This is a genomic window from Allobosea sp. CCNWLY174, from assembly GCF_037120455.1.
GTDB classification, from domain to species: Bacteria; Pseudomonadota; Alphaproteobacteria; order Rhizobiales; family Beijerinckiaceae; genus Allobosea; species Allobosea lupini.
Window position 1 is genome coordinate 66,201 of sequence record NZ_JBBBBQ010000005.1, and the last position, 21,836, is coordinate 88,036.

24 protein-coding genes and 1 tRNA gene are annotated in these 21,836 nt (G+C 67.4%); 7 read left to right on the forward strand and 18 right to left on the reverse strand.

What is annotated here, in order from left to right:
- Positions 1-177 precede the first annotated feature (177 nt).
- Positions 178-876, reverse strand: coding sequence for a 50S ribosomal protein L1 (rplA, locus tag V7S63_RS16430; protein WP_091843782.1), 699 nt, complete (start codon positions 874-876; stop codon positions 178-180).
- A gap of 13 nt (positions 877-889) precedes the next feature.
- The gene (rplK, locus tag V7S63_RS16435) at positions 890-1,321 is read right to left on the reverse strand and encodes a 50S ribosomal protein L11 (RefSeq protein WP_091843786.1); all 432 of its coding nucleotides are present in this window, start codon (positions 1,319-1,321) and stop codon (positions 890-892) included.
- Between the two features lie 360 nt (positions 1,322-1,681).
- On the opposite strand from rplK, the gene V7S63_RS16440 reads away from it, so the two are divergent.
- A complete protein-coding gene (locus V7S63_RS16440; RefSeq protein ID WP_336530984.1) occupies positions 1,682-2,356 on the forward strand; it encodes a hypothetical protein in 675 nt (224 codons plus the stop codon).
- Positions 2,357-2,364: 8 nt separating this feature from the next.
- Here the strand turns inward: V7S63_RS16440 and V7S63_RS16445 are convergent, their stop codons facing one another.
- From V7S63_RS16445 to tuf, 10 genes are all read right to left on the reverse strand, one after another.
- Positions 2,365-2,895: a cytochrome b gene (locus V7S63_RS16445; protein ID WP_336530985.1), complete on the reverse strand. Its 531-nt coding sequence runs from the start codon at positions 2,893-2,895 to the stop codon at positions 2,365-2,367.
- Positions 2,892-4,487: a methyl-accepting chemotaxis protein gene (locus V7S63_RS16450; protein WP_336530986.1), complete on the reverse strand. Its 1,596-nt coding sequence runs from the start codon at positions 4,485-4,487 to the stop codon at positions 2,892-2,894. Before V7S63_RS16450 ends, V7S63_RS16445 begins: the two co-directional genes overlap by 4 nt.
- A gap of 123 nt (positions 4,488-4,610) precedes the next feature.
- Positions 4,611-5,144 carry a transcription termination/antitermination protein NusG gene (nusG, locus tag V7S63_RS16455; protein WP_091843800.1) on the reverse strand — a complete coding sequence of 178 codons (534 nt, stop codon included), beginning with the start codon at positions 5,142-5,144 and terminating at the stop codon, positions 4,611-4,613.
- Between the two features lie 14 nt (positions 5,145-5,158).
- Complete coding sequence (gene secE / locus V7S63_RS16460; protein ID WP_091843803.1) at positions 5,159-5,350, reverse strand: preprotein translocase subunit SecE; 192 nt, start codon at positions 5,348-5,350, stop codon at positions 5,159-5,161.
- A 180-nt stretch (positions 5,351-5,530) separates the two neighbouring features.
- Complete coding sequence (locus V7S63_RS16465) at positions 5,531-6,304, reverse strand: molybdate ABC transporter substrate-binding protein (RefSeq protein ID WP_336530987.1); 774 nt, start codon at positions 6,302-6,304, stop codon at positions 5,531-5,533.
- Between the two features lie 203 nt (positions 6,305-6,507).
- Positions 6,508-6,583, reverse strand: a tRNA-Trp gene (locus V7S63_RS16470).
- A 212-nt stretch (positions 6,584-6,795) separates the two neighbouring features.
- Positions 6,796-7,923 carry an ABC transporter substrate-binding protein gene (locus V7S63_RS16475; RefSeq protein WP_336530988.1) on the reverse strand — a complete coding sequence of 376 codons (1,128 nt, stop codon included), beginning with the start codon at positions 7,921-7,923 and terminating at the stop codon, positions 6,796-6,798.
- A 100-nt stretch (positions 7,924-8,023) separates the two neighbouring features.
- Complete coding sequence (locus V7S63_RS16480) at positions 8,024-8,701, reverse strand: GntR family transcriptional regulator (protein WP_336530989.1); 678 nt, start codon at positions 8,699-8,701, stop codon at positions 8,024-8,026.
- Positions 8,694-9,530 (reverse strand): isocitrate lyase/PEP mutase family protein, encoded by an 837-nt coding sequence (locus tag V7S63_RS16485; RefSeq protein ID WP_336530990.1) that lies wholly within the window; start codon positions 9,528-9,530, stop codon positions 8,694-8,696. Before V7S63_RS16485 ends, V7S63_RS16480 begins: the two co-directional genes overlap by 8 nt.
- A gap of 142 nt (positions 9,531-9,672) precedes the next feature.
- Positions 9,673-10,863 (reverse strand): elongation factor Tu, encoded by a 1,191-nt coding sequence (gene tuf / locus V7S63_RS16490; protein ID WP_100962336.1) that lies wholly within the window; start codon positions 10,861-10,863, stop codon positions 9,673-9,675.
- 199 nt (positions 10,864-11,062) lie between these two features.
- On the opposite strand from tuf, the gene V7S63_RS16495 reads away from it, so the two are divergent.
- Entirely contained in the window at positions 11,063-11,374 is a 312-nt protein-coding gene (locus tag V7S63_RS16495; RefSeq protein WP_336530991.1) for an Rdx family protein, read from the forward strand.
- Between the two features lie 153 nt (positions 11,375-11,527).
- Here the strand turns inward: V7S63_RS16495 and cysE are convergent, their stop codons facing one another.
- Together cysE and V7S63_RS16505 are read right to left on the reverse strand one after the other, a co-directional pair.
- On the reverse strand, positions 11,528-12,376 hold the full coding sequence (gene cysE, locus V7S63_RS16500; protein WP_100964857.1) for a serine O-acetyltransferase: 849 nt from the start codon (positions 12,374-12,376) through the stop codon (positions 11,528-11,530).
- Between the two features lie 173 nt (positions 12,377-12,549).
- Positions 12,550-13,317 carry an alpha/beta fold hydrolase gene (locus V7S63_RS16505; protein WP_336530992.1) on the reverse strand — a complete coding sequence of 256 codons (768 nt, stop codon included), beginning with the start codon at positions 13,315-13,317 and terminating at the stop codon, positions 12,550-12,552.
- A 256-nt stretch (positions 13,318-13,573) separates the two neighbouring features.
- Here V7S63_RS16505 and V7S63_RS16510 point away from each other — a divergent pair, with 256 nt between their 5' ends.
- The 4 genes from V7S63_RS16510 (at position 13,574) to V7S63_RS16525 (ending at position 16,560) form a co-directional block, all read left to right on the forward strand.
- Positions 13,574-14,548 carry an acetyltransferase domain-containing protein gene (locus V7S63_RS16510; protein WP_336530993.1) on the forward strand — a complete coding sequence of 325 codons (975 nt, stop codon included), beginning with the start codon at positions 13,574-13,576 and terminating at the stop codon, positions 14,546-14,548.
- 121 nt (positions 14,549-14,669) lie between these two features.
- Complete coding sequence (locus V7S63_RS16515) at positions 14,670-14,924, forward strand: zinc-finger domain-containing protein (protein WP_100964863.1); 255 nt, start codon at positions 14,670-14,672, stop codon at positions 14,922-14,924.
- A gap of 36 nt (positions 14,925-14,960) precedes the next feature.
- Positions 14,961-16,157, forward strand: a complete 1,197-nt coding sequence (locus V7S63_RS16520) for an FAD-dependent monooxygenase (protein WP_336530994.1) — start codon at positions 14,961-14,963, stop codon at positions 16,155-16,157.
- Between the two features lie 91 nt (positions 16,158-16,248).
- On the forward strand, positions 16,249-16,560 hold the full coding sequence (locus tag V7S63_RS16525) for a hypothetical protein (protein WP_336530995.1): 312 nt from the start codon (positions 16,249-16,251) through the stop codon (positions 16,558-16,560).
- On the opposite strand, the gene V7S63_RS16530 is transcribed toward V7S63_RS16525, so the two are convergent.
- The 4 genes from V7S63_RS16530 to V7S63_RS16545 all read right to left on the reverse strand — a co-directional run bounded on the left by V7S63_RS16530 (position 16,557) and on the right by V7S63_RS16545 (position 21,118).
- Positions 16,557-17,189, reverse strand: a complete 633-nt coding sequence (locus tag V7S63_RS16530) for a pyridoxamine 5'-phosphate oxidase family protein (RefSeq protein WP_336530996.1) — start codon at positions 17,187-17,189, stop codon at positions 16,557-16,559. The genes V7S63_RS16525 and V7S63_RS16530 overlap by 4 nt on opposite strands.
- Positions 17,190-17,284: 95 nt before the next feature.
- On the reverse strand, positions 17,285-18,682 hold the full coding sequence (chrA, locus tag V7S63_RS16535) for a chromate efflux transporter (RefSeq protein ID WP_336530997.1): 1,398 nt from the start codon (positions 18,680-18,682) through the stop codon (positions 17,285-17,287).
- 10 nt (positions 18,683-18,692) lie between these two features.
- Complete coding sequence (locus tag V7S63_RS16540; RefSeq protein ID WP_336530998.1) at positions 18,693-19,511, reverse strand: sulfurtransferase/chromate resistance protein; 819 nt, start codon at positions 19,509-19,511, stop codon at positions 18,693-18,695.
- A 329-nt stretch (positions 19,512-19,840) separates the two neighbouring features.
- The gene (locus V7S63_RS16545) at positions 19,841-21,118 is read right to left on the reverse strand and encodes a hemolysin family protein (RefSeq protein WP_100964871.1); all 1,278 of its coding nucleotides are present in this window, start codon (positions 21,116-21,118) and stop codon (positions 19,841-19,843) included.
- Positions 21,119-21,211: 93 nt separating this feature from the next.
- Between V7S63_RS16545 and V7S63_RS16550 the strand changes: the two genes are divergently transcribed.
- Positions 21,212-21,835: a DUF938 domain-containing protein gene (locus tag V7S63_RS16550; protein ID WP_336530999.1), complete on the forward strand. Its 624-nt coding sequence runs from the start codon at positions 21,212-21,214 to the stop codon at positions 21,833-21,835.
- The last annotated feature ends 1 nt before the right edge of the window (position 21,836 follow it).

Genomic DNA, 21,836 nt, shown 5'->3' on the forward strand with positions numbered 1-21,836 from the left:
TGGCGAACCACCGAAAAACGCGAAATGGACCTCCTCGTGCCAAGCACGCGGAAGCCCCGTCACTTATGGAAACACGCAGGAGGCTATAGACCCTCCCCCGGCTTCTGCCAAGTGGTAATCCCTGCGCCGAAGCGCAAGGTGGGGCTGCGGCCGCCCGAAGGCGGCCGCGGCGCGAGATCAGCCGCCGAGGACCGTGTTCGGCTCGATCTTGACGCCCGGACCCATGGTCGAGGAGATCGCGACGCGCTGGATATAGGTGCCCTTGGCACCGGCCGGCTTCGCCTTCGAGACCGAATCGACGAACGCCTTGATGTTCTCGCCGAGCTTGTCGGCATCGAACGAGGCCTTGCCGACGGCGGCGTGGACGATGCCCGCCTTCTCGACGCGGAACTCGACCGAGCCGCCCTTCGAGGCGGCGACGGCGGCGGTCAGGTCCATGGTGACTGTGCCGACGCGCGGGTTCGGCATCAGGCCGCGCGGGCCCAGCACCTTACCGAGGCGGCCGACGAGGCCCATCATGTCCGGGGTCGCGATGCAGCGGTCGAAGTTGATTTCGCCCTTCTGCACGGTCTCGACCAGATCCTCGGCGCCGACGATGTCGGCACCGGCCTTCTTGGCCTCCTCGGCCTTGGCGCCGCGGGCGAAGACGGCGACGCGCAGCGTACGGCCAGAGCCGTTCGGCAGATTGCAGACGCCGCGGACCATCTGGTCGGCGTGACGCGGATCGACACCGAGATTCATCGCGATCTCGACGGTCTCGTCGAACTTGGCGTTGGCGCGGGCCTTGACCATCGCGACGGCCTCGGCGAGCGGGTAGAGCTTGATGCGGTCAATGCCTTCACGGCCTTTGACGACGCGCTTTCCGACATGTGCCATTGTCAGTTCCCCCTCAGCCCACGACTTCCAGGCCCATGGAACGGGCCGAGCCACGGATCATCGCCACCGCCGAATCGACGTTGTCGCAGTTGAGATCCGCCATCTTCTTCTCGGCGATCTCCTTGAGCTGAGCCGACGTGACCTTGCCGACATTGCCACCCTTGCCCGGGGTCTTCGAACCCGCGGTCAGGCCGGCAGCCTTCTTCAGCCAGTACGAGACCGGCGGCTGCTTCATCTCGAAGGTGAAGGAGCGATCCTGATACGCGGTGATGATCACCGGGATCGGCATGCCCTTTTCCATCTGCGCGGTCTTCGCGTTGAAGGCCTTGCAGAATTCCATGATGTTGAGGCCGCGCTGACCGAGCGCGGGACCGATCGGCGGCGACGGATTGGCCGCGCCCGCCGGAACCTGAAGCTTCACGTAGCCCGTGATCTTCTTTGCCATGATGGCTGCTCCTGTCGTCCGCCCCGGTGCCGACCGGAACGACGACGCCCCGCCCGCGAGCTGCTATCGCTCCGGATCGGGGTGTTGCAGGGCGTGGTGCGGCGCGAAGCTCCGGCTGGCTGACCGGCGCGCCTCCCACGCATGTGAGGGCCGCCCTATGGCACAGGCCGCTGCGAAAGGGAAGCCCCTGATGGGTCCTGGCGAAGCGGGCGTCGTGTCGCAGGCGCGAGCCGAGGCCCTGCCGACCAGGCGCGGGATCAGCCAGCCTTTCGCCCTGGTCAAGAACGGGCTCCGGTCGTGGCTTGTCCGGAGACCGGTCCATGATCTGTTCACCACAATGCCTCGCGCAGATGGAGTGTCATGGCCCCCGATAAGAGCACGACGGCCCGCCGGCCCGCCACCGGCTTGCGCCAGTTCCTGGATCCCGAGCAGCAGCGCGACTGGATCGAAGGCAAGGCGGACCTGCCCGACGCCGAGGAGCGGTCTGAATCGCTCGAGCTGCGCTTCAAATACATCCCGCGGTTCCAGAAGCTGCTTCGTCGCCCACAGGCGCGAGAAATCCTGGAGATCCTCGGGCTCTACGGCGCAACTTGCATCCCCATCCCGCGCAGGAGCGAGCGCCACTACTGGTCCGTGTCCTGCCTGCCGTCGACCTCCGACAAGCCCCTCGCACGCGTCAATGCCAGCTGGATGGAACTCTTCACGCTCTATGCGGACGGCGACGACGTCCGGGCGAGTTTCCTGGTGCATCTTTCGGATCTCACGACGGACCGTTCGCTCGAGCAGGGCCATGTGGACGAAGCTTTTCTGGAGCGCTGCGTGACGACGCCGGAAGATGTCGGCTACTTCTTCCCCGGTGGCGCTGACATGATCGGCATCAATGTGCGCAGCTCTGCCTCGATCCGCCGCTTCCTCGCGGATCGCCGCGCCCTTGGCGCCATCAGGACCTTCAATCTGACGCATATGAACCGCGGTCGGAACGCCTATCAGGCGAGCCATTGCTACAGCCTGGCGGATTACATGCTCGGAAATTGAGGGGCGGCTCAATCGGCCCTGGGATCGCGCACCAGATAGTCGCCGAGCGCCAGGCCGATATGGACGACGACGAGCGCGATCAGGCCGAAGGCGAGCCAGGCATGGCTGAGCAGCAGCAGCTCGGCATGGCCCGCCTCCGGCGACCGGATCTCCGGCAGCGAGAGACCGAACAGCAGCTGCCGTGCCCCATAGCTGGAGGCACCGGCCCAGCCCAGCAGCGGCACCACCAGCAGGCCGAGATAAAGCAGCGCATGGACCGGCCGGCTGGCGGCACCCTTCTGCCAGCGCGCCGTGACCTGCGCGAACAGCCGATAGCCTATGCGCACCAAGACGAGGCAAAGCAGCAGGGCACCGGCGGTCTTGTGGCCGAGATAGAGAAGATCGGCAGCCGGTCCCTGGCCGAGCTGCTTCATGGTGACGCCGGTGGCGAACAGGCCGAGCACCAGAGCCGCCGTCAGCCAGTGCAGCACCTTTGCGGCGAGTGGCAGCGACGGCCCGTCTGCCATGTCCGTCCCGGGCTTCGGAAACGCGATGCTCATGCGCCCGCAACCTCCCTGCGCCGGATGAACCCGTCGACGGCCTGCCGGAGTTCCGCTGCCTGCCGGTCGAGATCGGCCGAAGCCGTGGTGACCGCGCCGGCGGTCTGGCGCCAGCTCGCCAGCGTGCCTGCAAGCTGCTCGACCTGCTCGGCGACGAGCCGGACATCGCCCGCCGTCCGCGTCGTGGTCTCGCTGATCGAGCGCGAGCCGACATCCTGGCGGGCGGTCAGCTCGGCGATCGAGAGAGCCGCCTTGTCGACCTTCTCGACCGAGGTCACCAGCGCACCGACCCGCAGGGTGATGCGCTGGGCCGCGATAGTGATCTGGCTCAGCCCCCTGCGAACGTCGTCGGTCGCCTCGGCGGTGCGGTGCGCGAGCTGCTTCACCTCGCCGGCGACGACCGCGAAGCCCCTGCCCGCCTCGCCGGCCCGTGCCGCCTCGATCGTGGCGTTGAGCGCGAGCAGGTTGGTCTGGCTGGCGACGGTGCCGATGATGTCGATGACCTGGACGATCTTGCCGACGGCATCGCTGAGCACGACCGTGTCGGCAGTCGCCTCCTCGACCAGCGCCTTCGCCGCATCGGCAACATCCGAGGTGCGCTGTGCCTCGCTCGCGGCTGTGGCCAGCAGCGAGGACACTTCGGTGATCGCTCCGGCGACATGATCGACATGGCCGGAGACGCGCTGCGTCGATCGCGTCGCCGCCCCGGCCCGCTCATCGACGACGCCGGAGAGCTGCGCGAACTCGCCGGCGGCCTGCGACAGCCGGGCCGCATGCTGCTCCAGCGCCTGCGCGATCGCCGCGATCCGCTCCTGGAAGGCCCCGTTGCGCGCCTGGGCCGCTTCCTGGCGCGCGACCTCGCCCGACAATGCGCTCACGCGCGCCTCGACAGCCTCCTGCTCGGCCTGCAGCCCGCGCTGATGCGCCAGCAGGGCGCGGCCGAGCATGCCGATCTCGTCGCTGCGCATCGCGAGCATCTCGAGCCCGCGCTCCTTGCGGTTCTCCGCCAGGGCCCGCGCCATCTCGCTGATCGGGCGGACCAGCCAGCGGTGCTCCAGCCTGACGATGAAGACGAGGCTGAACAACCCGAGCAGCGAGAGCAGCACCTTGTTCTGGTGGGCGCTCTCGACATGCTGCGACAGGTCGGCACTCAGCCGGCCGATCTCCTCGCCAAGCCCACGCCGCAGGGCCGAGCGCCTGTCGGCGATCACCCTGAGCTCGGCCCGCGCCGTGGCAATGTCCGCGGCCTCGCGCATCGCCCTGGCGCGCACCGCGATCACCTGCGTATCGGCCTGCAGCTTGCCGTCGAGCCGGGTGGCGATGTCCTCGGCCGCGATCGCGAGCACCTCGAGATCGGAGGATTCGGGGCGGACACCTGAGAAGATCGCGACGCTGATCCGCTCGAACAGCATGGTCGTCGCTTCGAGGCGGCTGGCGAGATCGCTCTGGGCCGTCAGGCTGCGCGTGAAGGCTTCGAGCTTGCGCGAACCGATCAGCTCGGTCGCGACATAAAGGCAGGACAGCGCGCCGAGCAGCACACCCCACAGCGCCAGGCGCTGTCCGACCGTCGCCTTGAAAGTCTTGGGAAACATGCCCGCCCGCCCGAAAGCCGGAGCGGACAATCTCATACACGCCTGAAGGAGGCGTTAACTACGAAAGCACGCAAAAAGGGCGCCGTTTCCGGCGCCCTTGGCAATCTCGATAGGCGACGAGCCTCAGAGCTTCTCGACCTGGCTGTATTCTAGCTCGACCGGCGTGGCACGGCCGAAGATCGAGACCGCGACCTTCAGGCGGGCGCGGGCGTGGTCGACATCCTCGACGACGCCGTTGAACGAGGCGAACGGGCCGTCGGCGACCTTCACCTGCTCGCCGACCTCGAACACCACGGTCGGCTTCGGCCGCTCGATGCCCTCGGCGACCTGGCCCTTGATCCGCATAGCCTCGTGCTCGGGGATCGGCATCGGCTTGGCCTTGTCGGCGCCGAGGAAGCCCGTGACCTTGGGTGTGTTCTTGATGAGGTGATAGACCTCGTCGGTCATCTCGCACTTCACGAGGACATAGCCCGGGAAGAACTTGCGCTCGGTGTCGACCTTGCGGCCGCGGCGGACCTCGACGACCTTCTCGGTCGGGACCAGCACTTCATCGAACTTGTCGGAGAGGTTGCGCTGCGCGGCCTGATCCTTGATCGACTGCGCGACCTTGTTCTCGAAGTTGGAATAGGCGTGGACGATATACCAGCGTGTGCTCACGTTCTTGCTTCCGTTCAGCGCGCGAGGATGAGGCCGAGGCCCCAACGGATGACCGTGTCGGTGAAGAGGAAGAACAGGCTCGACATGAGCACCATCAGCAACACCAGGCCGGTGGTGATCAGCGTCTCGCGGCGCGAGGGCCAGGTCACCTTGGAGGCCTCGCTGCGCACCTCCTGCAGGAACTGGAAGGGATTCGTCTTCGCCATCGGGCTCGTCACCTCGGTTCCGGATCGCCGCTTTCGGGCAGCGATTCGGCGGTCCTGAAAGATTCGCGGCGCGGGGCTCAGGGAGCCGCGCGCCGTCGTTAGGGGCTTCTTACAACGCTCTTGCCCGCTCGCCAAGCGGCTTCTTGCGCGCCGCGGCGATGCTCGCGCTCGGCGCCGGGCTCACTGCCCCGCGGCTTCCATGCCCTTTGCCGTCAGAACGCGCATGGCCGCCTCGCTCCGCAGGAAAGCAAGCAAGGCCCGGGCGCCCTCCGGCTGCGGGCTCGCCGCGCCGAGGCCGCCGGTATAGGTCGTGTAGTTCTGGATTTCGGCCGGCAGCGGCCCCACCAGCCTCGCCCCGGGGACGGCCAGGATCTCGCTGATCTGGTGAATTGCCAGATCGGCCTCGCCGGTGACGAGCCGCTGCGCAACCAGGCCGCCGGGCACCAGCACCGCCTTGGCCTTGATCTCCTCGGCGATGCCCATGGTCTCGAGCAGCTTCGCGAAATAGATGCCGCTGGAGCCGCCGGCAGCCGGGTCGATATAGGCGACCTTGCGGGCGGCGAGCAGCGCCGCCTTGAAACCCGCCACCGTCGCGATGTCGGGACGGGTCTCACCGTCCTTGACCGCGACGCCAACGGCCGTGCGCGCCAGATCGGACGCGGTGCCCGCGGCGATCTTGCCCTTCTCGATGAGATCCTTGACTGCGGCCGGTGTCAGCACGGCGACGTCGAAGGTCTCACCCGCGCTGATCCGGCGCTGCAATCCGCCGGCCGTGTCGTTGTCGATGATCAGCTTGTGCCCGCTCGACCTTTCGAATTCGGCGGCAACGGCCAGCACGACCGGCTTGAAGGCGCCGGCCGTCAGGACCTTGATGTCAGCTGCCCCGGCAAGCCCCGAGGTGAGAATGCTGGAAAGCGCGAGCGCTGCGACCCGGATGCTTGAAAACAGCTTCATCGACAATCTCCGGCGGCATGCGCCAAGGCATGCGGGACGGCGCCGGAGCGTAAAGCCCACCGCTCGCGTGCAAAGCTGGCATCGGCGAAGCCGAGGTCACGTTCTCGCGAGACGGGAGGGTACGGAATAAGGGGCTGCGCCGTCGGCTCGATCGCCAGCCGATCGCTGGCGCAGAGACAGGCGGCATCGCCGCGATTTGCGGCTGGCAGGGGCGGTAGGGCTCGAACCTACGACAACCGGTTTTGGAGACCGGTACTCTACCAACTGAGCTACACCCCTGTAGCGCCGGTTGCTTAGCCCGAACCCTACCCGCTTTTCAAGTCGAAATCGCAACCGCCCTGTTCAAAGTTGACTCAAATCGTCAGCCGGTCACGCCAAGGCCTTGGCGTAGCGGGACATTGCGCTGCGCGCCGGCGGATGCGCCTTGGCGCAACGAAAAGGGCGGTGTCGCCACCGCCATTTCAAGCTCCGCCGCGGGAGCGGCCTATCGTTCATTTCGGCAGGCGGCCGATGATCTTCTGCTTGCCGTCGACCACCTCGGCCAGGAAGCTCTCGCGCTGGACGTCACCCTTCGCGTCGAAGGTCGTCTCCATCAGGATGCCGGGCTCCTCCTCCGGCTTGATCGTCGCACCGTGCAGGGTCGCTGCGACCTTGGTCGGCTCGAACTTGCCGAGCTTCTCGGTCGCCCATTTCACCGCATGCACGGCCATGTAGCCCTTGATGCCGTTGTGGTCGGGCACGAACTTGAAGCGTGCCTCGAAGCGCTTGCCGAACTCCTGCAGAGCGGGGATCGGCGCATCGACGGTCTGGCCGACATGGCCGCGCACGCCATCGGCGGCCTTGCCGGCGAGCTCGATCACCTTCTGGCTCAGGATCGTGGTCTCGCCGATCACCGGCTTGCCGACATTCTGGTCGCGCATCGCCACCAGCAGCCGGGCGCTCTCCTCCTCGTTGAGGTAGACGAAGACGGCATCGACCGCGGCGTTCTTCACCTTGATCGCCTCGCCGGCGAAATCGGCCTGGCCCTGCTCGGTCGAGAGATCGACCGGCACTTCGATGCCGCGGCTCTTCAGCTCTTTCAGGATCGCCTCGTGGCCGCCCTTGCCGAAATCGTTATTGACCCAGACCACGGCGACCGACTTGGCCTTGACCTGGTCCTTCAGATAGGCGGCGATCTTCGGCATCGCCGCCGACTGGCTGAGCGAGGTCCGGAAGATGAAGGGATTGCCCTGGGCGGTGTAGGCCGTGCCGTCGCCGGCCGCCAACTGCGCGATCTCGGCGCGCTGGGCGATCTGCATCGAGGCCATGATCGAGCCGGTATAGACCGGCCCGAGCACCGCATGAGTGCCCTCGTCGATCGCGCGCTGCACGGCGGCGCGGGCATTGGCCGGGTTGGTCTGCGTGTCATAGGCGACCATGTCGATCTTGCGCCCGAGAATGCCGCCCTTGGCGTTGATCTCCTCGACCGCAAGCTCGATGCCGCTCTTCCAATTGGTGCCGGCGGTCGCCCCCGGTCCGGACAGTTCGGCGATGGTGACGAGCCTCACCTTGTCCTGCGCCAGGGCTGGCGTCGCCGCCAGTGCGAGCGTCAGGGCAATAGCTTTCAGGGCGATGGTCATGCGGCTCCTCCCGAGCTTCGACGGCCGTTACAGGCTCTCGCCCAAGAGCATAGGCTCTAGGACACTGTATGCAAGATGATTTAGTGGTCGCCAGCTCCGCTCAGCCCCGCACCCCGCCGGTGCGCAGCACATCGGCATAGGCGTCCCAGGCCCGCATGATGTGCCGGTGCAGGATCGAGTCGAGATCAGCCAGGCGCCCGGCCGCGAAGGCCTCGACCATCTGGTGGTGCTCTGCCATCGAGCGCTCCTGCTCGCCTTCCAGCGGGACCGAGAGATGCGTGCGCAGCGCCGCGACGCGGCCGGAGACCCCGCGATAGGCATTGCCGAGATAGCGGTTGCCGCAATGCTGGAAGAAGACCTCGTGGAAGACGGTGTCGGCCCGGGCATAGTCGCGGCGGCTGCCGTTCGCCTGCGCCGTCTCCATCGCCAGGAGGGCGCCCTTCATCGCGGCGAGAGCCGCCTGGCGCGCCTTGCTCATGCATTCGCGCAGCGCCTGCGTCTCCAGCATGTAGCGGAAGACGCAGAGCTCGGAGACGTCCTCCTCGGTCGGCGCGAAGACGAAGGTGCCCTTCTTCGGCACGATCGTCACCAGCCCCTGCAATTGCAGCCGCGCCAGCGCCTCGCGCACCGGCGTGCGGCTCACGCCCAGCGCCTCGCTCAGCGCTTCCTCCGACAAGGTCTCGCCAAGGCGCATCTCGGCGTCCACGATCGCATCGCGCAGGCGCTCCTCGACGATGGCGACCAGCGATTTCGGCTGCTCGACCTTGAGATCAGGCATAGGTGTCACGACCCAGGAAAGCCTCGTAGCTCGGCAGATCGAGCATGGCAGGCTCCAGCCCGCGCGTCGTGCCCGTGCGCTTCAGCTCGCGCGCAAAGGCCGTCATCATATGGGCATAGGCCAGCGTCGAGGCCACCGGATAGCTCAGCAGCTTGAAGCCGAGCCGCTCGAAATCCGCCGCCGTCAATGGCGGCACCCTGCCCTCGACATAGTTGAACATCAGCGGTGCCGCGATCTCGCCCAGCGCCCGCTTCATCTCCTCCTCGGATTGCAGCATCTCCAGCAGCACGAGATCGGCGCCGGCCTGCGCATAGGCCTTGCCGCGCGCGATCGCCTCGTCGAGGCCGAGCGGCAGCCTGGCATCCGAGCGGCCGATGATCAGGAAATCCGGATCGCGCCGGGTCGCGACCGCGATGCGGATCTTCTCGGCATGCTCCTCGGGCGTCACCAACGCCAGCCCCTTCATCGCGCCGCAGCGCTTGGGCGTGACCTGGTCCTCCAGATGGATCGCGGCGACGCCGGCCGCCTCGTATTCGGCGACGGTGCGGGCGACGTTGTTGAGGTTGCCATAGCCGGTATCGGCGTCGGCGATCAGCGGCACCTTGATCGCCGCGGCCAGGGCCCGGCCGCGCGCCACCATCTCGGTCATGGTCAGGAGGCCGATATCGGGCGCGCCGATCAGGCTGGCGGAGAGGCCGTTGCCGGTCATGTAGACCGCTTCGAACCCGGCCTGCTCGATCGCTCTTGCGCCGATGGCGTCATGGCAGCCGGGCGCGACGACGAGGCCGGGCTGGCGCAGCCTGTCGGCGAGCGAATGGCGGGGACTCATCGCGTTCTCCAGTCCGTATGCAAGATACAGGAAGCTGGCACGATCCTCATCGTGAAGCCAGTGCCGCCGTCGCGATCGTCACCGGAAACGAAAAAGGGCGGCGTTGCCGCCGCCCTTTCCATAATTGTCGCGGAGCCGAAGCTTACGCGATGATCGAAGCGACGACGCCTGCGCCGACGGTGCGTCCGCCTTCGCGGATGGCGAAGCGCAGCTTCTCTTCCATCGCGATCGGGACGATCAGGTGGACTTCCATGGTGATGTTGTCACCAGGCATCACCATCTCGGTGCCCTCGGGCAGGTGCACCACGCCGGTCACGTCCGTCGTGCGGAAGTAGAACTGCGGGCGGTAGTTGGTGAAGAACGGGGTGTGGCGCCCGCCCTCCTCCTTGGTCAGGATGTAGGCCTCGGCCTTGAACTTCGTGTGCGGCTTCACCGAACCCGGCTTGCACAGGATCTGGCCGCGCTCGACGTCCTCGCGCTTGGTGCCGCGCAGCAGCGCGCCGATGTTGTCGCCGGCCTGGCCCTGGTCCAGCAGCTTGCGGAACATCTCGACGCCGGTCACCGTCGTCTTCACCGTGTCCTTCAGCCCGACGATCTCGATTTCCTCGCCGACCTTGACGATGCCGCGCTCGACGCGGCCGGTCACAACCGTGCCGCGGCCCGAGATCGAGAACACGTCCTCAACCGGCATCAGGAACGGCTGGTCGATCGGGCGCTCAGGCTGCGGGATGTAGTCGTCGACCGTCTTCATCAGCGCGATCACCGCGTCATGGCCGATCTCAGGGGTGACGCCGTCCAGCGCCGCCTTGGCCGAGCCCTTGGTGATCGGGATGTCGTCGCCCGGGAAGTCGTACTTCGACAGAAGCTCGCGGATCTCCATCTCGACCAGCTCGAGCAGCTCGGCGTCGTCGACCAGATCCACCTTGTTCATGAACACCACCAGCGCGGGAACGCCGACCTGGCGCGCCAGCAGGATGTGCTCGCGGGTCTGCGGCATCGGGCCGTCGGCAGCCGACACAACCAGGATCGCGCCGTCCATCTGCGCCGCGCCCGTGATCATGTTCTTCACATAGTCGGCGTGCCCGGGGCAGTCGACGTGCGCATAGTGACGGGCCGGCGTCTCGTACTCGACGTGAGCCGTCGAGATCGTGATGCCGCGCGCCTTCTCCTCGGGCGCCTTGTCGATCTGGTCATACGCCGTGAACGACGCGCCGCCAGACTCAGCCAGAACCTTCGTGATCGCAGCCGTCAACGACGTCTTGCCATGGTCAACGTGACCAATCGTTCCAATGTTGCAGTGCGGCTTCGTCCGAGCAAACTTCTCTTTGGCCATGACACCTTAGTTCCTGACGACGCCCGCGCAGGGCCGGAAAACGCGGTCGCATTAGGGGGTTTTGGGGCAGGATGCAAGCCAAAGGCAAAGTATCGCGTCAGAGCGTCGCCCGCGCGGGCCGCTTGCCCTGGCGATGCCATGGCGGCAGAAGCGTTTTCGAACCCGCCGGCCCTCGCCCGGCACCGCTTCGGAGTGGACCATGACCGAACCCAAGCCCGGCCCGCGCATCGCCATCACCTATTGCAGCATGTGCAACTGGCTGCTCCGTTCAGCCTGGATGGCGCAGGAGCTGCTCCAGACCTTCGGCCAGGACCTCGGCGAGGTCGTGCTGATCCCGCGCACCGGCGGCATCTTCCAGATCCACTACAATGGCGATCTGATCTGGGATCGCACCGTCGATGGCGGCTTCCCGGATGTGAAGCAGCTCAAGCAGCGCGTGCGCGACCGGCTCGATCCCGAGCGCGATCTCGGCCATCTCGACGACCACAAGAAGAAACTCGTGCAGGGCTGAGGGGCCCCGCCTGCAGCCCTCATCCTGAGGAGCCGCGCAGCGGAGTCTCGAAGGATGCTTCAGGAAGCTCCGGAAACAGCTGGACCATCCTTCGAGACGCGGACCAACGTCCGCTCCTCAGGATGAGGGCTGGAATAGAGTTTCGGCGCGGCCTCAGATGCCGCCGCCGCAATCGCCGGCCAGGATCTGGTCCATCGAGCGCGAGGGCTCGGCGCAGCCGGCCTCGCCCACCACCTTGGCCGGCACGCCGGCGACCGTGGTGTTGCGCGGCACCGCCGCGAGCACGACCGAACCGGCGGCGACGCGGGCGCATTGCCCGACCTCGATGTTCCCGAGGATCTTGGCGCCGGCGCCGATCAGCACGCCCTTGCGGATCTTGGGATGGCGGTCGCCGCCCTGCTTGCCGGTGCCGCCCAGCGTCACGTCCTGCAGCATCGAGACATTGTCCTCGATCACCGTGGTCTCGCCGACGACGAGGCCGGTGGCGTGGTCGAGGAAGATGCCCTTGCCGATCTTGGCAGCCGGGTTGATGTCGGTCTGGAACACTTCCGACGAGCGGCTCTGCAGATAGAGCGCGAAGTCGCGCCGGTCCTGCCGCCACAGCCAATGCGCCAGGCGGTGCGTCTGGAGCGCGTGGAAGCCCTTGAAATAGAGCACCGGCTCGATCAGCCGGTAGCAGGCGGGATCGCGGTCGAGCACGGCGAGCACGTCGGCGCGGATGCCCTGCCCGATCTCGGGATCGGCGTCGATCGCCTCGTCGAAGGCCTGCGCGATCAGCTCTGCCGGCACGGCGCCATGGCCGAGCCGCGCCGCGATGCGATGGGCGACCGCGGCCTCGAAGCTCGGCTGGTTCAAGATCGTCGCCAGAACGAAGCTCGCCATCGCCGGCTCGCTCGCGATCGCCAGCTCGGCTTCGTTGCGCAGGCGGGACCAGACGGGATCGACACGGTCGAGGCCGGTGGCTGGATCGCGGATCTCGATATTCGGGCGCCCGGATGGCATGGCGTTCTCCGCTACGGTTCGCTCGTAGATCAATCTGGTGCGATCAGCTCGCGCCAGAGCACGTGGTGCCGCCTTCTAGCTGAATCAAGCCGCAAAGAACAAGAATCGATTTGCGAGGCAAGTGTCGCAAGCCATTGGCGTAGAATAATATTCTACCTGAGGAGAACGTTGTTCTACGGCCGGCGAGCCAGGAACTCGACGACTGCCTGCTTGTGCGTACGATCGCCCACCGCGAGATTATGATCACGCCCCTCGATGGCGAAGCTTTGCGCGCCCGGGATCAGCGCCGCCAGCTCCGGGCCGGAGCCTGAGACGTCGTCCTTCGTGCCGACGCTGACCAGGGTCGGCACCGCGATATGGCCGACCTCCTCCTTGCTCAGCGTCTGGCGCGTGCCGCGTATGCACGCCGCGAGGGCTCTGAGATCGCTGCCGGTGTTCTCGGCGAAGGCGCGGAACATGCGCTGCATCGGATCGGTCAGGTCGGCGAGCGAAGGCGCCTCCATCGCGTCGGCGATGCCGAGCGGCAGCCCGACCCCCTCGACCAGATGGATGCCGAGCCCGCCCAGCAGCAGCGAGCGCACGCGCTTAGGATGGGCGAGCGTCAGGTGCGAGGAGATCCGCGCCCCCATCGAATAGCCCATGATGTCGGCGCGCTCGATCGAGAGATGATCCATCAGCCGGCGCGCATCCTCGGCCATGATGTTGGAGTGATAGGCCTCGGGATCGTAGAGCTTCTGGCTGCGGCCATGGCCGCGATTGTCGTAGAGCACGACGCGCCGGCCGGCATGGGTCAGCGTCTTCGTCCACTGCGTGTTGACCCAGTTCACCGCATGACTCGAAGCGAAGCCATGGATCAGCACGATCGGATCGCCAGAGCCTTCGCCGGTCGGCGCGAGGTCGAGATAGGCGATCTGCACGCCGTCGGAATCGAATGTCTGCATCGGCCCTGCCGCCAAGCTTGCTTTGATCGTCGGGTTGGTCTGCCATGGCGGCGCGGCTTTGGGTAGCATCCTCTCACCTGGGCGCTGGTCGTCCCGGGCGACCGGAGGGAGACCCGGGACCCATTCCGGCCCCTCTATCGGACAAGCTCCGGAATGGATCCGGATCTCCGCTTCGCTACGTCCGGGATGACTCGCGCAAGTTGATGAGGAAGGGCCGCCCCTTCCCGCGACGCCGCGCGCCGCTTATGACGAGACCATGAGCGAGCAAGCCCAATCCTCGGCCGGCGGCCGTATCGAACTGGTCGATCTGGCCCGCGGCATCGCGTTGCTTGCGATGTTCGTCTACCACTTCGCCTATGATCTCTCCTATTTCCGGCTGATCCGGGTCGACGTCGTCACCGATCCGGCCTGGCGCGCCTTCGCCCGGCTGATCGCCGGCTCCTTCCTGGTGATCGTCGGCTTCAGCCTGGTGCTGGCGACACAAAAGGGCTTCGACCGCGGCAATTATCTGCGCCGTGTCGCCCTGATCGCCTGCGCCGCGGTCCTCGTCACCTCCGCGACCTGGTTCGCGCTGCCGGATGTCTTCATCTTCTTCGGTATCCTGCATCACATCGCGCTGGCGAGCGTGCTGGCCCTGCCCTTCCTGTTCCTGCCGACGCTGGTCATCGCCATCACGGCAGTCATCGTGTTCGCCCTGCCCTTCATCCTGGGTCACAACGTCTTCACCCAGGACTGGCTCTCCTTCCTCGGCTTCGGCCCCTGGCCGCTCACTGCCGATTTCGTCCCGGTCTTCCCCTGGTTCGGCTGCGTGCTCGCCGGCATGGTGCTGGCGCGGACAGCTTTGCCGAAAGCGCCGGGCAGCTTCTGGGCGAACTGGCGGGCGACGTCCGCCCCCGCCAAGGTCATCGTCCTCGGCGGCCGCAACAGCCTGTTCGTCTATCTCGTCCACCAGCCGCTCTTCATCGGCGCGCTGTTCCTGTTCATGCAGGCCACCGGCCAGGTGGCCACGCAGAAGCTTCCGGATGCCGAGGCCGCACCGTTCCTGACCGCCTGCCAGCGCTCCTGCACCGGTACCGGCACGCCGAAGGAGATCTGCGAGCGCGTCTGCGGCTGCTCGATGGACGGGCTCAAGCAGGCGAATCTCTGGGTCAAGGCGCTCGCCGATGCGCTCAGTCCGGCGGAAACCGAGCAGGCGCGCGGGATCGGCCAGAACTGCGCCCGCCAGCCCTGATCGCCTCGCCGCGCGCAGCGGCGACAGGTCACGGCAGCAGCGATGTCGGTCTGCTTCACGCGCGCTGGCGCAGCCCGCGGCGAACGATTATGGTGCCGCCGAATTTGCAAGGACGAAAACCATGGCCGATCACGGCACCCCGCATTTCCACAATGATCCCGGCGTCGCCGTGATCCATGTCGGCGCGCGCGAGTTCATGTGCATCGGCGCCAAGCCGCCCTTCGACCATCCGCACGTCTTCCTCGACATGGGTTCCGACGACGAGATCGTCTGCCCCTATTGCTCGACGCTGTTCAAATACGAGCCGTCGGTCGGCCATGGCCACAGCAAGCCGGCCGAGTGCGAATACCACGACACCGCCGCCAAGGCGGCGTGAGGATATCCTGCCGGGGGCGCGGCAGGACATGACATCGTGGCCACTCTCCCGATCCTCATCGCGGGCGCCGGCATAGGCGGCTTGACCGCCGCGATCGCGCTTGCCCGCCGCGGCATTCCCGTCGCGATCGCCGAAAAGCGCACCCGTTTCGACGAGGCCGGCGCCGGCATCCAGGTCTCGCCCAATGCCGGGCGCGTGCTCGAATCGCTCGATCTCGGCCTGGCGCTGCGCCGCGCCGCGATTCGGCCCGAGGCGCTGGCGATCGGCCATTGGGGCGGCGGCAAGCCGCTGCTCGCCATGCCCTTCGCGCCGCCGGTCGAAGGCGCGACGCCCTCGCGCTCGCTGAAGCGGGCCGATCTGCATCAGCTCCTGCTCGATTCGGCCAGAACCCTGCCGAACATCCGCTGGATCATCGGCCGCGGCCTCGTCGATGCGCATGAGACCGAGGAAGGCGTATCCGTCACGCTCGGCAGCGAAAGCGGTGGAACCGAGACGGTCGAGGCCATGGCCCTGATCGGCGCCGACGGGCTCTGGTCGCGCGCCCGCGCCCTCGTCGGCGATGCGGGCGAGCCCGGCTTCACCGGCTGGGAGGCCTGGCGCTCGCTGATCCCCGCGGAAAGCTTGCCCGACGCGCTGCGCCGCCCGGCGGTGGCGCTGCATCTCGGCCCGGCCCGCCATGCGGTGCATTACCCTGTCTCCGGCGGCAAGGAGATCAACCTCGTCCTGATTCGCGCGGCGCGCGAGGCACGGCCCGGCTGGTCGCGCGAGGGCGACGCCTCGCAGCTGACCGAGATCGCCGGCAATGCCGGCCCTGGCCTGCGCGACCTGATCGAGCGCGCGCCGAACTGGCGGATCTGGTCGCTCTACGACCGCGCGCCCGCAAGGATGGCCAAGGGCCGCATCGCTTTGCTCGGCGACGCCGCCCATCCGATCCTGCCCTTCCTGGCCCAGGGCGCGGCTCTCGCCATCGAGGACGCTGCCGTGCTGGCGCATGAGCTTGCGATGCGGCTGGCGCGCGAAGGATCAGCCGCGGTACCGGCGGCGCTGGCAGCCTATGCCGGGGCGCGGACCGAACGTGCCACGCGGGTCCAGCAGGCCAGCCGCAAGAACGGCGAGGCCTATCATCTCGGCCGGCCCTGGAGCTTCGCCCGCGACTTCGCCATGCGCCGCATGGGTCCAGACGGCATGCGCAAGCGCCACGCCTGGATCTATGACTGGCGCGCGCCGTCCTGACGAAATCGTCATCGCCCGGGCACGCCCGATCTCGTCAACGCCGCATTCGCTTCCTAGATTAACCGCGGGTGACACGAAACGAAACGAGCCAATGATCCGTATCGACCTCAACAACGCCGCCAGCGCCCGCCTGGTCCGCTTGCCCCGCTGGGCGAGCTGGCTGGTCATGGCCGGTGCCTTTGTCGTCGGCGTGCTGATTTTCCTGGTCGCGGCCAGCCTGGCACTGATCCTCGTGCCGCTCGTCATCGCCGGCGGTGCCGTCGCCGCCTGGCAGATGCGCCGCCGTATGCGCGCGGCCGGCATCGATCCGCAGAACCCATTCGAGCGCAGGCGGCCCGAGACGGCGCGTGGCGAGATCGTCGACGCCGAATACCGGGTGATCGAGCCGGGCGAACGCCGTTAAGCGCCGGCGCGGGCCCCAAATTCGGCCCGCAGCCGGGCATTCTCCGCCTCCAGCTCTTCCAGACGCTGCCGCACCGGCGCGAGCGCCGGCGCCAATTCGGCCTCGCTGAAGCGCGGCGTGATGTGCTGCGGGCAGTTCCAGTCAAAGGCCTCGACCTTGATGGTGACGCCGCGCTCCGGCACGGCGCGATAGCCCGGCACGATCAGGCGCTGCGCCAGCTCCGGCTCGGCGGCGAGATCGTGAAAGCTGGCCCGGCCGAAGATCTTCAATCGCGCCCGATGGCCGTAGTCCATCAGGAACAGGCAGAGCCGGTCATCGGCCGATAGGTTGCCGAGGCTGAGATATTGCCGGTTGCCGCGCAGGTCGGCGAAGCCGAGCGTCGTCTCGTCGAGCACGCGCAGAAAGCCCTCCGGACCGCCGCGATGCTGCAGATAGGGCCAGCCCGTCTCCGACACGCTCGCCAGGTAGAAGGAGTCGCGCGCCGCGATGAAACCGGCCTCGGCCTCACCGAGCCGGTCATGATGCGGCTCGCCCGCCTCCTGCCTTGCATAGCTGCGCCGGCTGCCCTGTGCTTCCTGGGCAGCCTTCACGGCCGGTGTCGTCGCGATCTCTAGGAAACGGTGGGTCATCTCGGGTGCCTCCGCCGGTCGAGATGACCATTTCAGCGATGGATCGCAATCACCGCTGCGGGCAGTTCAGAATTCCAACCTGCGCAACAATCCGATCACGCCGTCAGCCGCACCAGCACAGCGCCCGCTGCCGCACTGGCCGCCAGCACCGGCACCATGCCGAGCTTGAAGCGAAGCAGCGCGATCATCGCGAAAGCCGCCAGCAGCGCCGCCCGCCAGTCGAGCGAAGCCAAAACCGGCAGATCCGGCGCGAGCGGGCCGATCACGACCGGCCGCACGGCCTTGAACAGCACATGCAGGCCGAACCAGAGCGCGAGATTGGCGATGACGCCGACGACAGCGGCGGTGATCGCCGTCAGCGCCGCCGATAGTGCCTTGTTACCGCGCAGCGCCTCGATGTAGGGCGCGCCGAGGAAAATCCAGAGGAAGCAGGGCGCGAAGGTCACCCAGACCGTCAGCAGGCCGCCCAGGCTGCCGGCGACCAGTGGGTCGAGCCCGCCATGCCCGCGCCAGGCGGCGAGGAAGCCGGTGAACTGCAGCACCAGGATCAGCGGCCCCGGCGTCGTCTCGGCCAGGCCGAGCCCGTCGACCATCTCGCCGGCGACGAGCCAGCCATAGGTCTCGACCGCCGCCTGCGCGACATAGGCGAGCACGGCATAGGCGCCGCCGAAGGTGACGACCGCCATGGCGCTGAAGAAGGCGCCGATCTGGGTGAAGACATTGCCGCCGCCGAGTAGCACCCAGAGCAGCGCGACCGGCCCCAGCCAGAGCGGCAACCAGAGCGCCAGCACCCGCAGTGCCCTCCCCGCCGAGGGCTCGGTATGGGTGAGCTCGCCGCGCTCGAACATCAGGTCGACCACGCCCTTGAACTCCGGCGCGCCGTCCTTGCCGGCATGGCCACCGCCACCGAACAGGGCCGGCGCCCAGCGGTTGCCCAGCCAGCCGACGAGCCCCGCGCCGAAGATCACCAGCGGGAAAGGCGCCTTGAGCAGGAAGAGCGCCAGGAAGGCGGCGATCGCGATCACGATCATCGCCCGGTTTTTCAGCGCCCGCTTGCTGATCCTCAGGCCGGCCTCGATGACGATGGCGAGCACCGCCGCCTTGACGCCGAAGAAGAGCGCATCGACCAGCGGCACCTGGCGATAGAGCACATAGAGCAGCGAGAGGCCCCACATCACCAGCGCGCCCGGCAGGATGAAGAGCAGGCCGGCGATCAGCCCGCCGACCGTGCGGTGCATCAGCCAGCCGATATAGGTGGCGAGCTGCTGCGCCTCGGGGCCCGGCAGCAGCATGCAGTAGTTGAGCGCATGCAGGAAACGGCGCTCGCCGATCCAGCGGCGCTCGTCGACCAGTTCCTTGTGCATCAGCGCGATTTGCCCGGCCGGCCCGCCGAAGGAGAGCAGGCCGATCTTGAGCCAGACCCGCGTCGCCTCGGCGAGGGTCGGCGTGGCGGGGGCGGCCATCGCCGCCCCTTCATTCGTCACAGTCGTCATCGCCCGGTCCTCAGATCTTTCCCGGCGCGGACGGCCAGTTATGGGTTTCGTCGCCCGCGTCGCGGCACCAGCGATAGAAGGCGTCGTAGAGCAGCATGCCGGCCTCGAGCTGTGCCAGATCGTCGCGATACATCCGTGACAGGCCGAGCGACGCCGCGAGGAAGCCGGCCGCTTGCGGCACGAGATCGAGCCGCGCGGTATCGGCCGCCCGCACGATCATGGCGAGCTGGTCGAGCGCCGGCGACGACAGCCCGAACTGCTCGATCATCGTGTCGAAGCTGCAGCGCTCGCCGCGATGGCTCCAGAACACGCCGTCGATATCGAACGGCGTCGCCCCGAAGCGGTCGGCGACATCCGCGACTTCCGAGGCCGAGACGAACAGGAAGACGGCGTGAGGATCGACGAAGCGGCGGATCAGCCAGGGACAGGCGATGCGGTCGACCTTCGGCCGCGCCCGCGTCACCCAGAGCGTGCGCCCGGCTGCATCGCGCTGCGGCAGCTTGCCGGTCTCGACGAGCAGCCCGCCCGCCTCGCGCCAGGCCTCGAAGCCCCCCGCGAGATTCTCCGCCGCGACGCCCTCATGCCTCAGCCAGGCGGCGACGCCCTCGCTGAGCTTCTGCCCGCGCTGGCAGATGACGACGACCTTGCGGCCGGCATAGGCCGAGGCCCAGGCGGCAACGTCGCGATGGCTGCGCCGTTCGCTCGCCGGCAGCAGGCGCGGATCGGCGGCAACGTCCTCGTCGATGCGGACATCGACCAGGGTGGGCGCATCGGGCAGGCCGACGAGCCGGGACAATTGCGCAGGCGTGATCTGGATGTTGGAAGACATGAGCGTCCATCCTTGAGCAAGGAGTGTGGACGCGATCCTTGGGCTGACGCCTCACGGGGCGGTCGCGATTGGCCCCTGCGGAAAGTTTAGATCACTGCATTGAGACAGGGTCAACAATCGCTCGCTTCCCTCTTGCCAAAATAAACGCGGGTCGTCCCGGGGCGACCGGAGGGAGGCCCGGGACCCATTCCGGAACCCTTATCGGATAGGCTCCGGAATGGATCCCGGATCGGCGCCGCTCCGCGGCTTGTCCGGGATGACACCGTGATGAATGTCGGAGCCCAACCTCGTTTCGGCTGGGCGCTCAGGATGAGGATTACGAGAGCTTCTCAATCGATCCGGCTGACCAGCAGCTTGTCGATCCGCCTGCCGTCGAGATCGACCACCTCGAAGCGCCAATGGCCTTTTTCGAAGCTCTCGCCGACATTCGGCAGCCGGTTCATCTCGGCCAGCACGAAGCCGGCAACGGTCTGGTAGTCGGCGTCGCGCGGCACATGGATGCCGAGCTCGTGCGAGAACTCGTCAACCTGCATCCAGCCGGCGACCAGGAAGGAGCCGTCGGCACGCGGGACGATCGCCGGCTCGTCGGCCTCGTCCTCCTGGAAGGCGCCGGTGATCGCCTCGAGCACATCGCTCGAAGTGATGATCCCCTCGAAATGGCCGTATTCGTCGAAGACCAGCGCGAGATGGACATTTGACGCGCGAATGGCGCGCAGCACGTCGAGCGCCCCGCTGGTGTCGAGCACCACCGGGGCCTCATGCACGAGGCTGCGCAGGTCGCGGCCGTCACCGTCCGAGAGCGCGTCGAACATGTCCTTGACAGTGACGACGCCGATGATCGCGTCGGCCTCCCCGTCCTGCACCGGCAGGCGCGAGCGCTTGGTGGCCCGGACCTGGGCCTTGATCTCGTCGGTCGCATCGGCAAGGTCGATCACCTCGACCTCGCGCCGCGGCGTCATCAATGCACGGGCCGAGCGGTCGGCAAAGCGCATGACCCCGGAGATCATCTCGCGCTCGTCGCGCTCCAGCACGCCGGCATTCTCGGCTTCGGCGATGATGGTGCGGACCTCCTCCTCGGTCACCGTCTCCTCCGGCTCGCCCTTCTGGCCGAGCAGCGCGAGCACCAGCTTGCCCGACGTGTCGAGCAACCAGACCAGTGGCGAGGCAACCTTGGCCAGCACCACCATCGCCGGCGCGACGCGCGCGGCGACGCGCTCGGCATCGCGCAAGGCGATCTGCTTGGGCACCAGTTCGCCGATGATCAGCGAGAGATAGGTGATAAGGACGACGACGGTGCCGACGCCGAGTGCATCGGCAGCCGTACTCGACAATCCGTGCGTTCCGAGCCATTCCGACAGGCGCGCACCAAGCGTTGCGCCCGAGAAGGCGCCGGACAGCACGCCGACCAGCGTGATGCCGATCTGCACCGTCGAGAGGAAGCGGCCAGGATTCTCGGCGAGCCGGATCGCCTTCGCGGCGCCTTTGCTGCCTTGATCGCTCAGGACTTTCAGCCGTGCCGGGCGGGATGAGACGACCGCAAGCTCCGACATGGCAAGCACACCGTTGATGACGGTGAGGACGATGACGACCAGAATCTCCGTTAACAAAACCAGCTCGGGTGCTGCAGGGCCGCGCTCGCTATCGGCCTGCTTCTTTGCCGCTTATAACGCATTGACGGCCGAACGCGATGGGAGAAGACGATGCCCCAGGACGATCTCCATCACCGTGATCCCCGCCAGCTGGCCCCGGCGACGCAGCGCAACCGCGGGCCGATCCTTGCCGTGCTCCGCCAAGTGCTTCCGCATCAAGGGCTCGTGCTGGAGGTCGCCAGCGGCTCCGGCGAGCATGCCGTCCACTTCGCAGCCGCCTTTCCGGGCCTGAGCTTCCAGCCGAGCGACCCCGATCCGGCTGCGCTGGCCAGCATCGACGCCTGGGCGCGCACGAGCACCCTGCCGAACCTGCGCCCGGCCATCCGGCTCGATGCGATGGCGCCACGCTGGCCGGTCACGCAGGCGGATGCGATCTTGTGCATCAACATGATCCATATCTCGCCCTGGGCCGCCGCCGAGGGGCTGATTCGGCACGCAGCGGAACTGCTGCCGACCGGCGGGCCGCTCTATCTCTACGGTCCCTATCGCCAGCACGACGTGCCGCTGGCGGCGAGCAACGCCGTCTTCGACGACAGCCTGCGCCGGCGCAATCCGAAATGGGGCCTGCGCGAGCTCGAGGCCGTCGCCGAACTCGCGCGAGCCGCCGGCTTAGGCGAGCCGCAGGTGACGCCGATGCCGGCGAACAATCTCAGCGTCGTGTTCCGGAAGGCCTGAT

What these genes read in the sequence shown, in the direction of transcription:
- V7S63_RS16465 (WP_336530987.1), bottom strand. Translation starts at nt 6,304, where the DNA reads ATGAAGCTGTTTTCAAGCATCCGGGTCGCAGCGCTCGCGCTTTCCAGC.
- V7S63_RS16485 (WP_336530990.1), bottom strand. Translation starts at nt 9,530, where the DNA reads ATGAGTCCCCGCCATTCGCTCGCCGACAGGCTGCGCCAGCCCGGCCTC.
- rplA (WP_091843782.1), bottom strand. Translation starts at nt 876, where the DNA reads ATGGCACATGTCGGAAAGCGCGTCGTCAAAGGCCGTGAAGGCATTGAC.
- V7S63_RS16515 (WP_100964863.1), top strand. Translation starts at nt 14,670, where the DNA reads ATGGCCGATCACGGCACCCCGCATTTCCACAATGATCCCGGCGTCGCC.
- V7S63_RS16475 (WP_336530988.1), bottom strand. Translation starts at nt 7,923, where the DNA reads ATGACCATCGCCCTGAAAGCTATTGCCCTGACGCTCGCACTGGCGGCG.
- V7S63_RS16550 (WP_336530999.1), top strand. Translation starts at nt 21,212, where the DNA reads ATGCCCCAGGACGATCTCCATCACCGTGATCCCCGCCAGCTGGCCCCG.
- V7S63_RS16505 (WP_336530992.1), bottom strand. Translation starts at nt 13,317, where the DNA reads ATGCAGACATTCGATTCCGACGGCGTGCAGATCGCCTATCTCGACCTC.
- V7S63_RS16510 (WP_336530993.1), top strand. Translation starts at nt 13,574, where the DNA reads ATGAGCGAGCAAGCCCAATCCTCGGCCGGCGGCCGTATCGAACTGGTC.
- cysE (WP_100964857.1), bottom strand. Translation starts at nt 12,376, where the DNA reads ATGCCATCCGGGCGCCCGAATATCGAGATCCGCGATCCAGCCACCGGC.
- secE (WP_091843803.1), bottom strand. Translation starts at nt 5,350, where the DNA reads ATGGCGAAGACGAATCCCTTCCAGTTCCTGCAGGAGGTGCGCAGCGAG.
- V7S63_RS16525 (WP_336530995.1), top strand. Translation starts at nt 16,249, where the DNA reads ATGATCCGTATCGACCTCAACAACGCCGCCAGCGCCCGCCTGGTCCGC.
- tuf (WP_100962336.1), bottom strand. Translation starts at nt 10,863, where the DNA reads ATGGCCAAAGAGAAGTTTGCTCGGACGAAGCCGCACTGCAACATTGGA.
- V7S63_RS16450 (WP_336530986.1), bottom strand. Translation starts at nt 4,487, where the DNA reads ATGTTTCCCAAGACTTTCAAGGCGACGGTCGGACAGCGCCTGGCGCTG.
- rplK (WP_091843786.1), bottom strand. Translation starts at nt 1,321, where the DNA reads ATGGCAAAGAAGATCACGGGCTACGTGAAGCTTCAGGTTCCGGCGGGC.
- chrA (WP_336530997.1), bottom strand. Translation starts at nt 18,682, where the DNA reads ATGACGACTGTGACGAATGAAGGGGCGGCGATGGCCGCCCCCGCCACG.
- V7S63_RS16530 (WP_336530996.1), bottom strand. Translation starts at nt 17,189, where the DNA reads ATGACCCACCGTTTCCTAGAGATCGCGACGACACCGGCCGTGAAGGCT.
- V7S63_RS16495 (WP_336530991.1), top strand. Translation starts at nt 11,063, where the DNA reads ATGACCGAACCCAAGCCCGGCCCGCGCATCGCCATCACCTATTGCAGC.
- V7S63_RS16440 (WP_336530984.1), top strand. Translation starts at nt 1,682, where the DNA reads ATGGCCCCCGATAAGAGCACGACGGCCCGCCGGCCCGCCACCGGCTTG.
- V7S63_RS16445 (WP_336530985.1), bottom strand. Translation starts at nt 2,895, where the DNA reads ATGAGCATCGCGTTTCCGAAGCCCGGGACGGACATGGCAGACGGGCCG.
- V7S63_RS16540 (WP_336530998.1), bottom strand. Translation starts at nt 19,511, where the DNA reads ATGTCTTCCAACATCCAGATCACGCCTGCGCAATTGTCCCGGCTCGTC.
- V7S63_RS16480 (WP_336530989.1), bottom strand. Translation starts at nt 8,701, where the DNA reads ATGCCTGATCTCAAGGTCGAGCAGCCGAAATCGCTGGTCGCCATCGTC.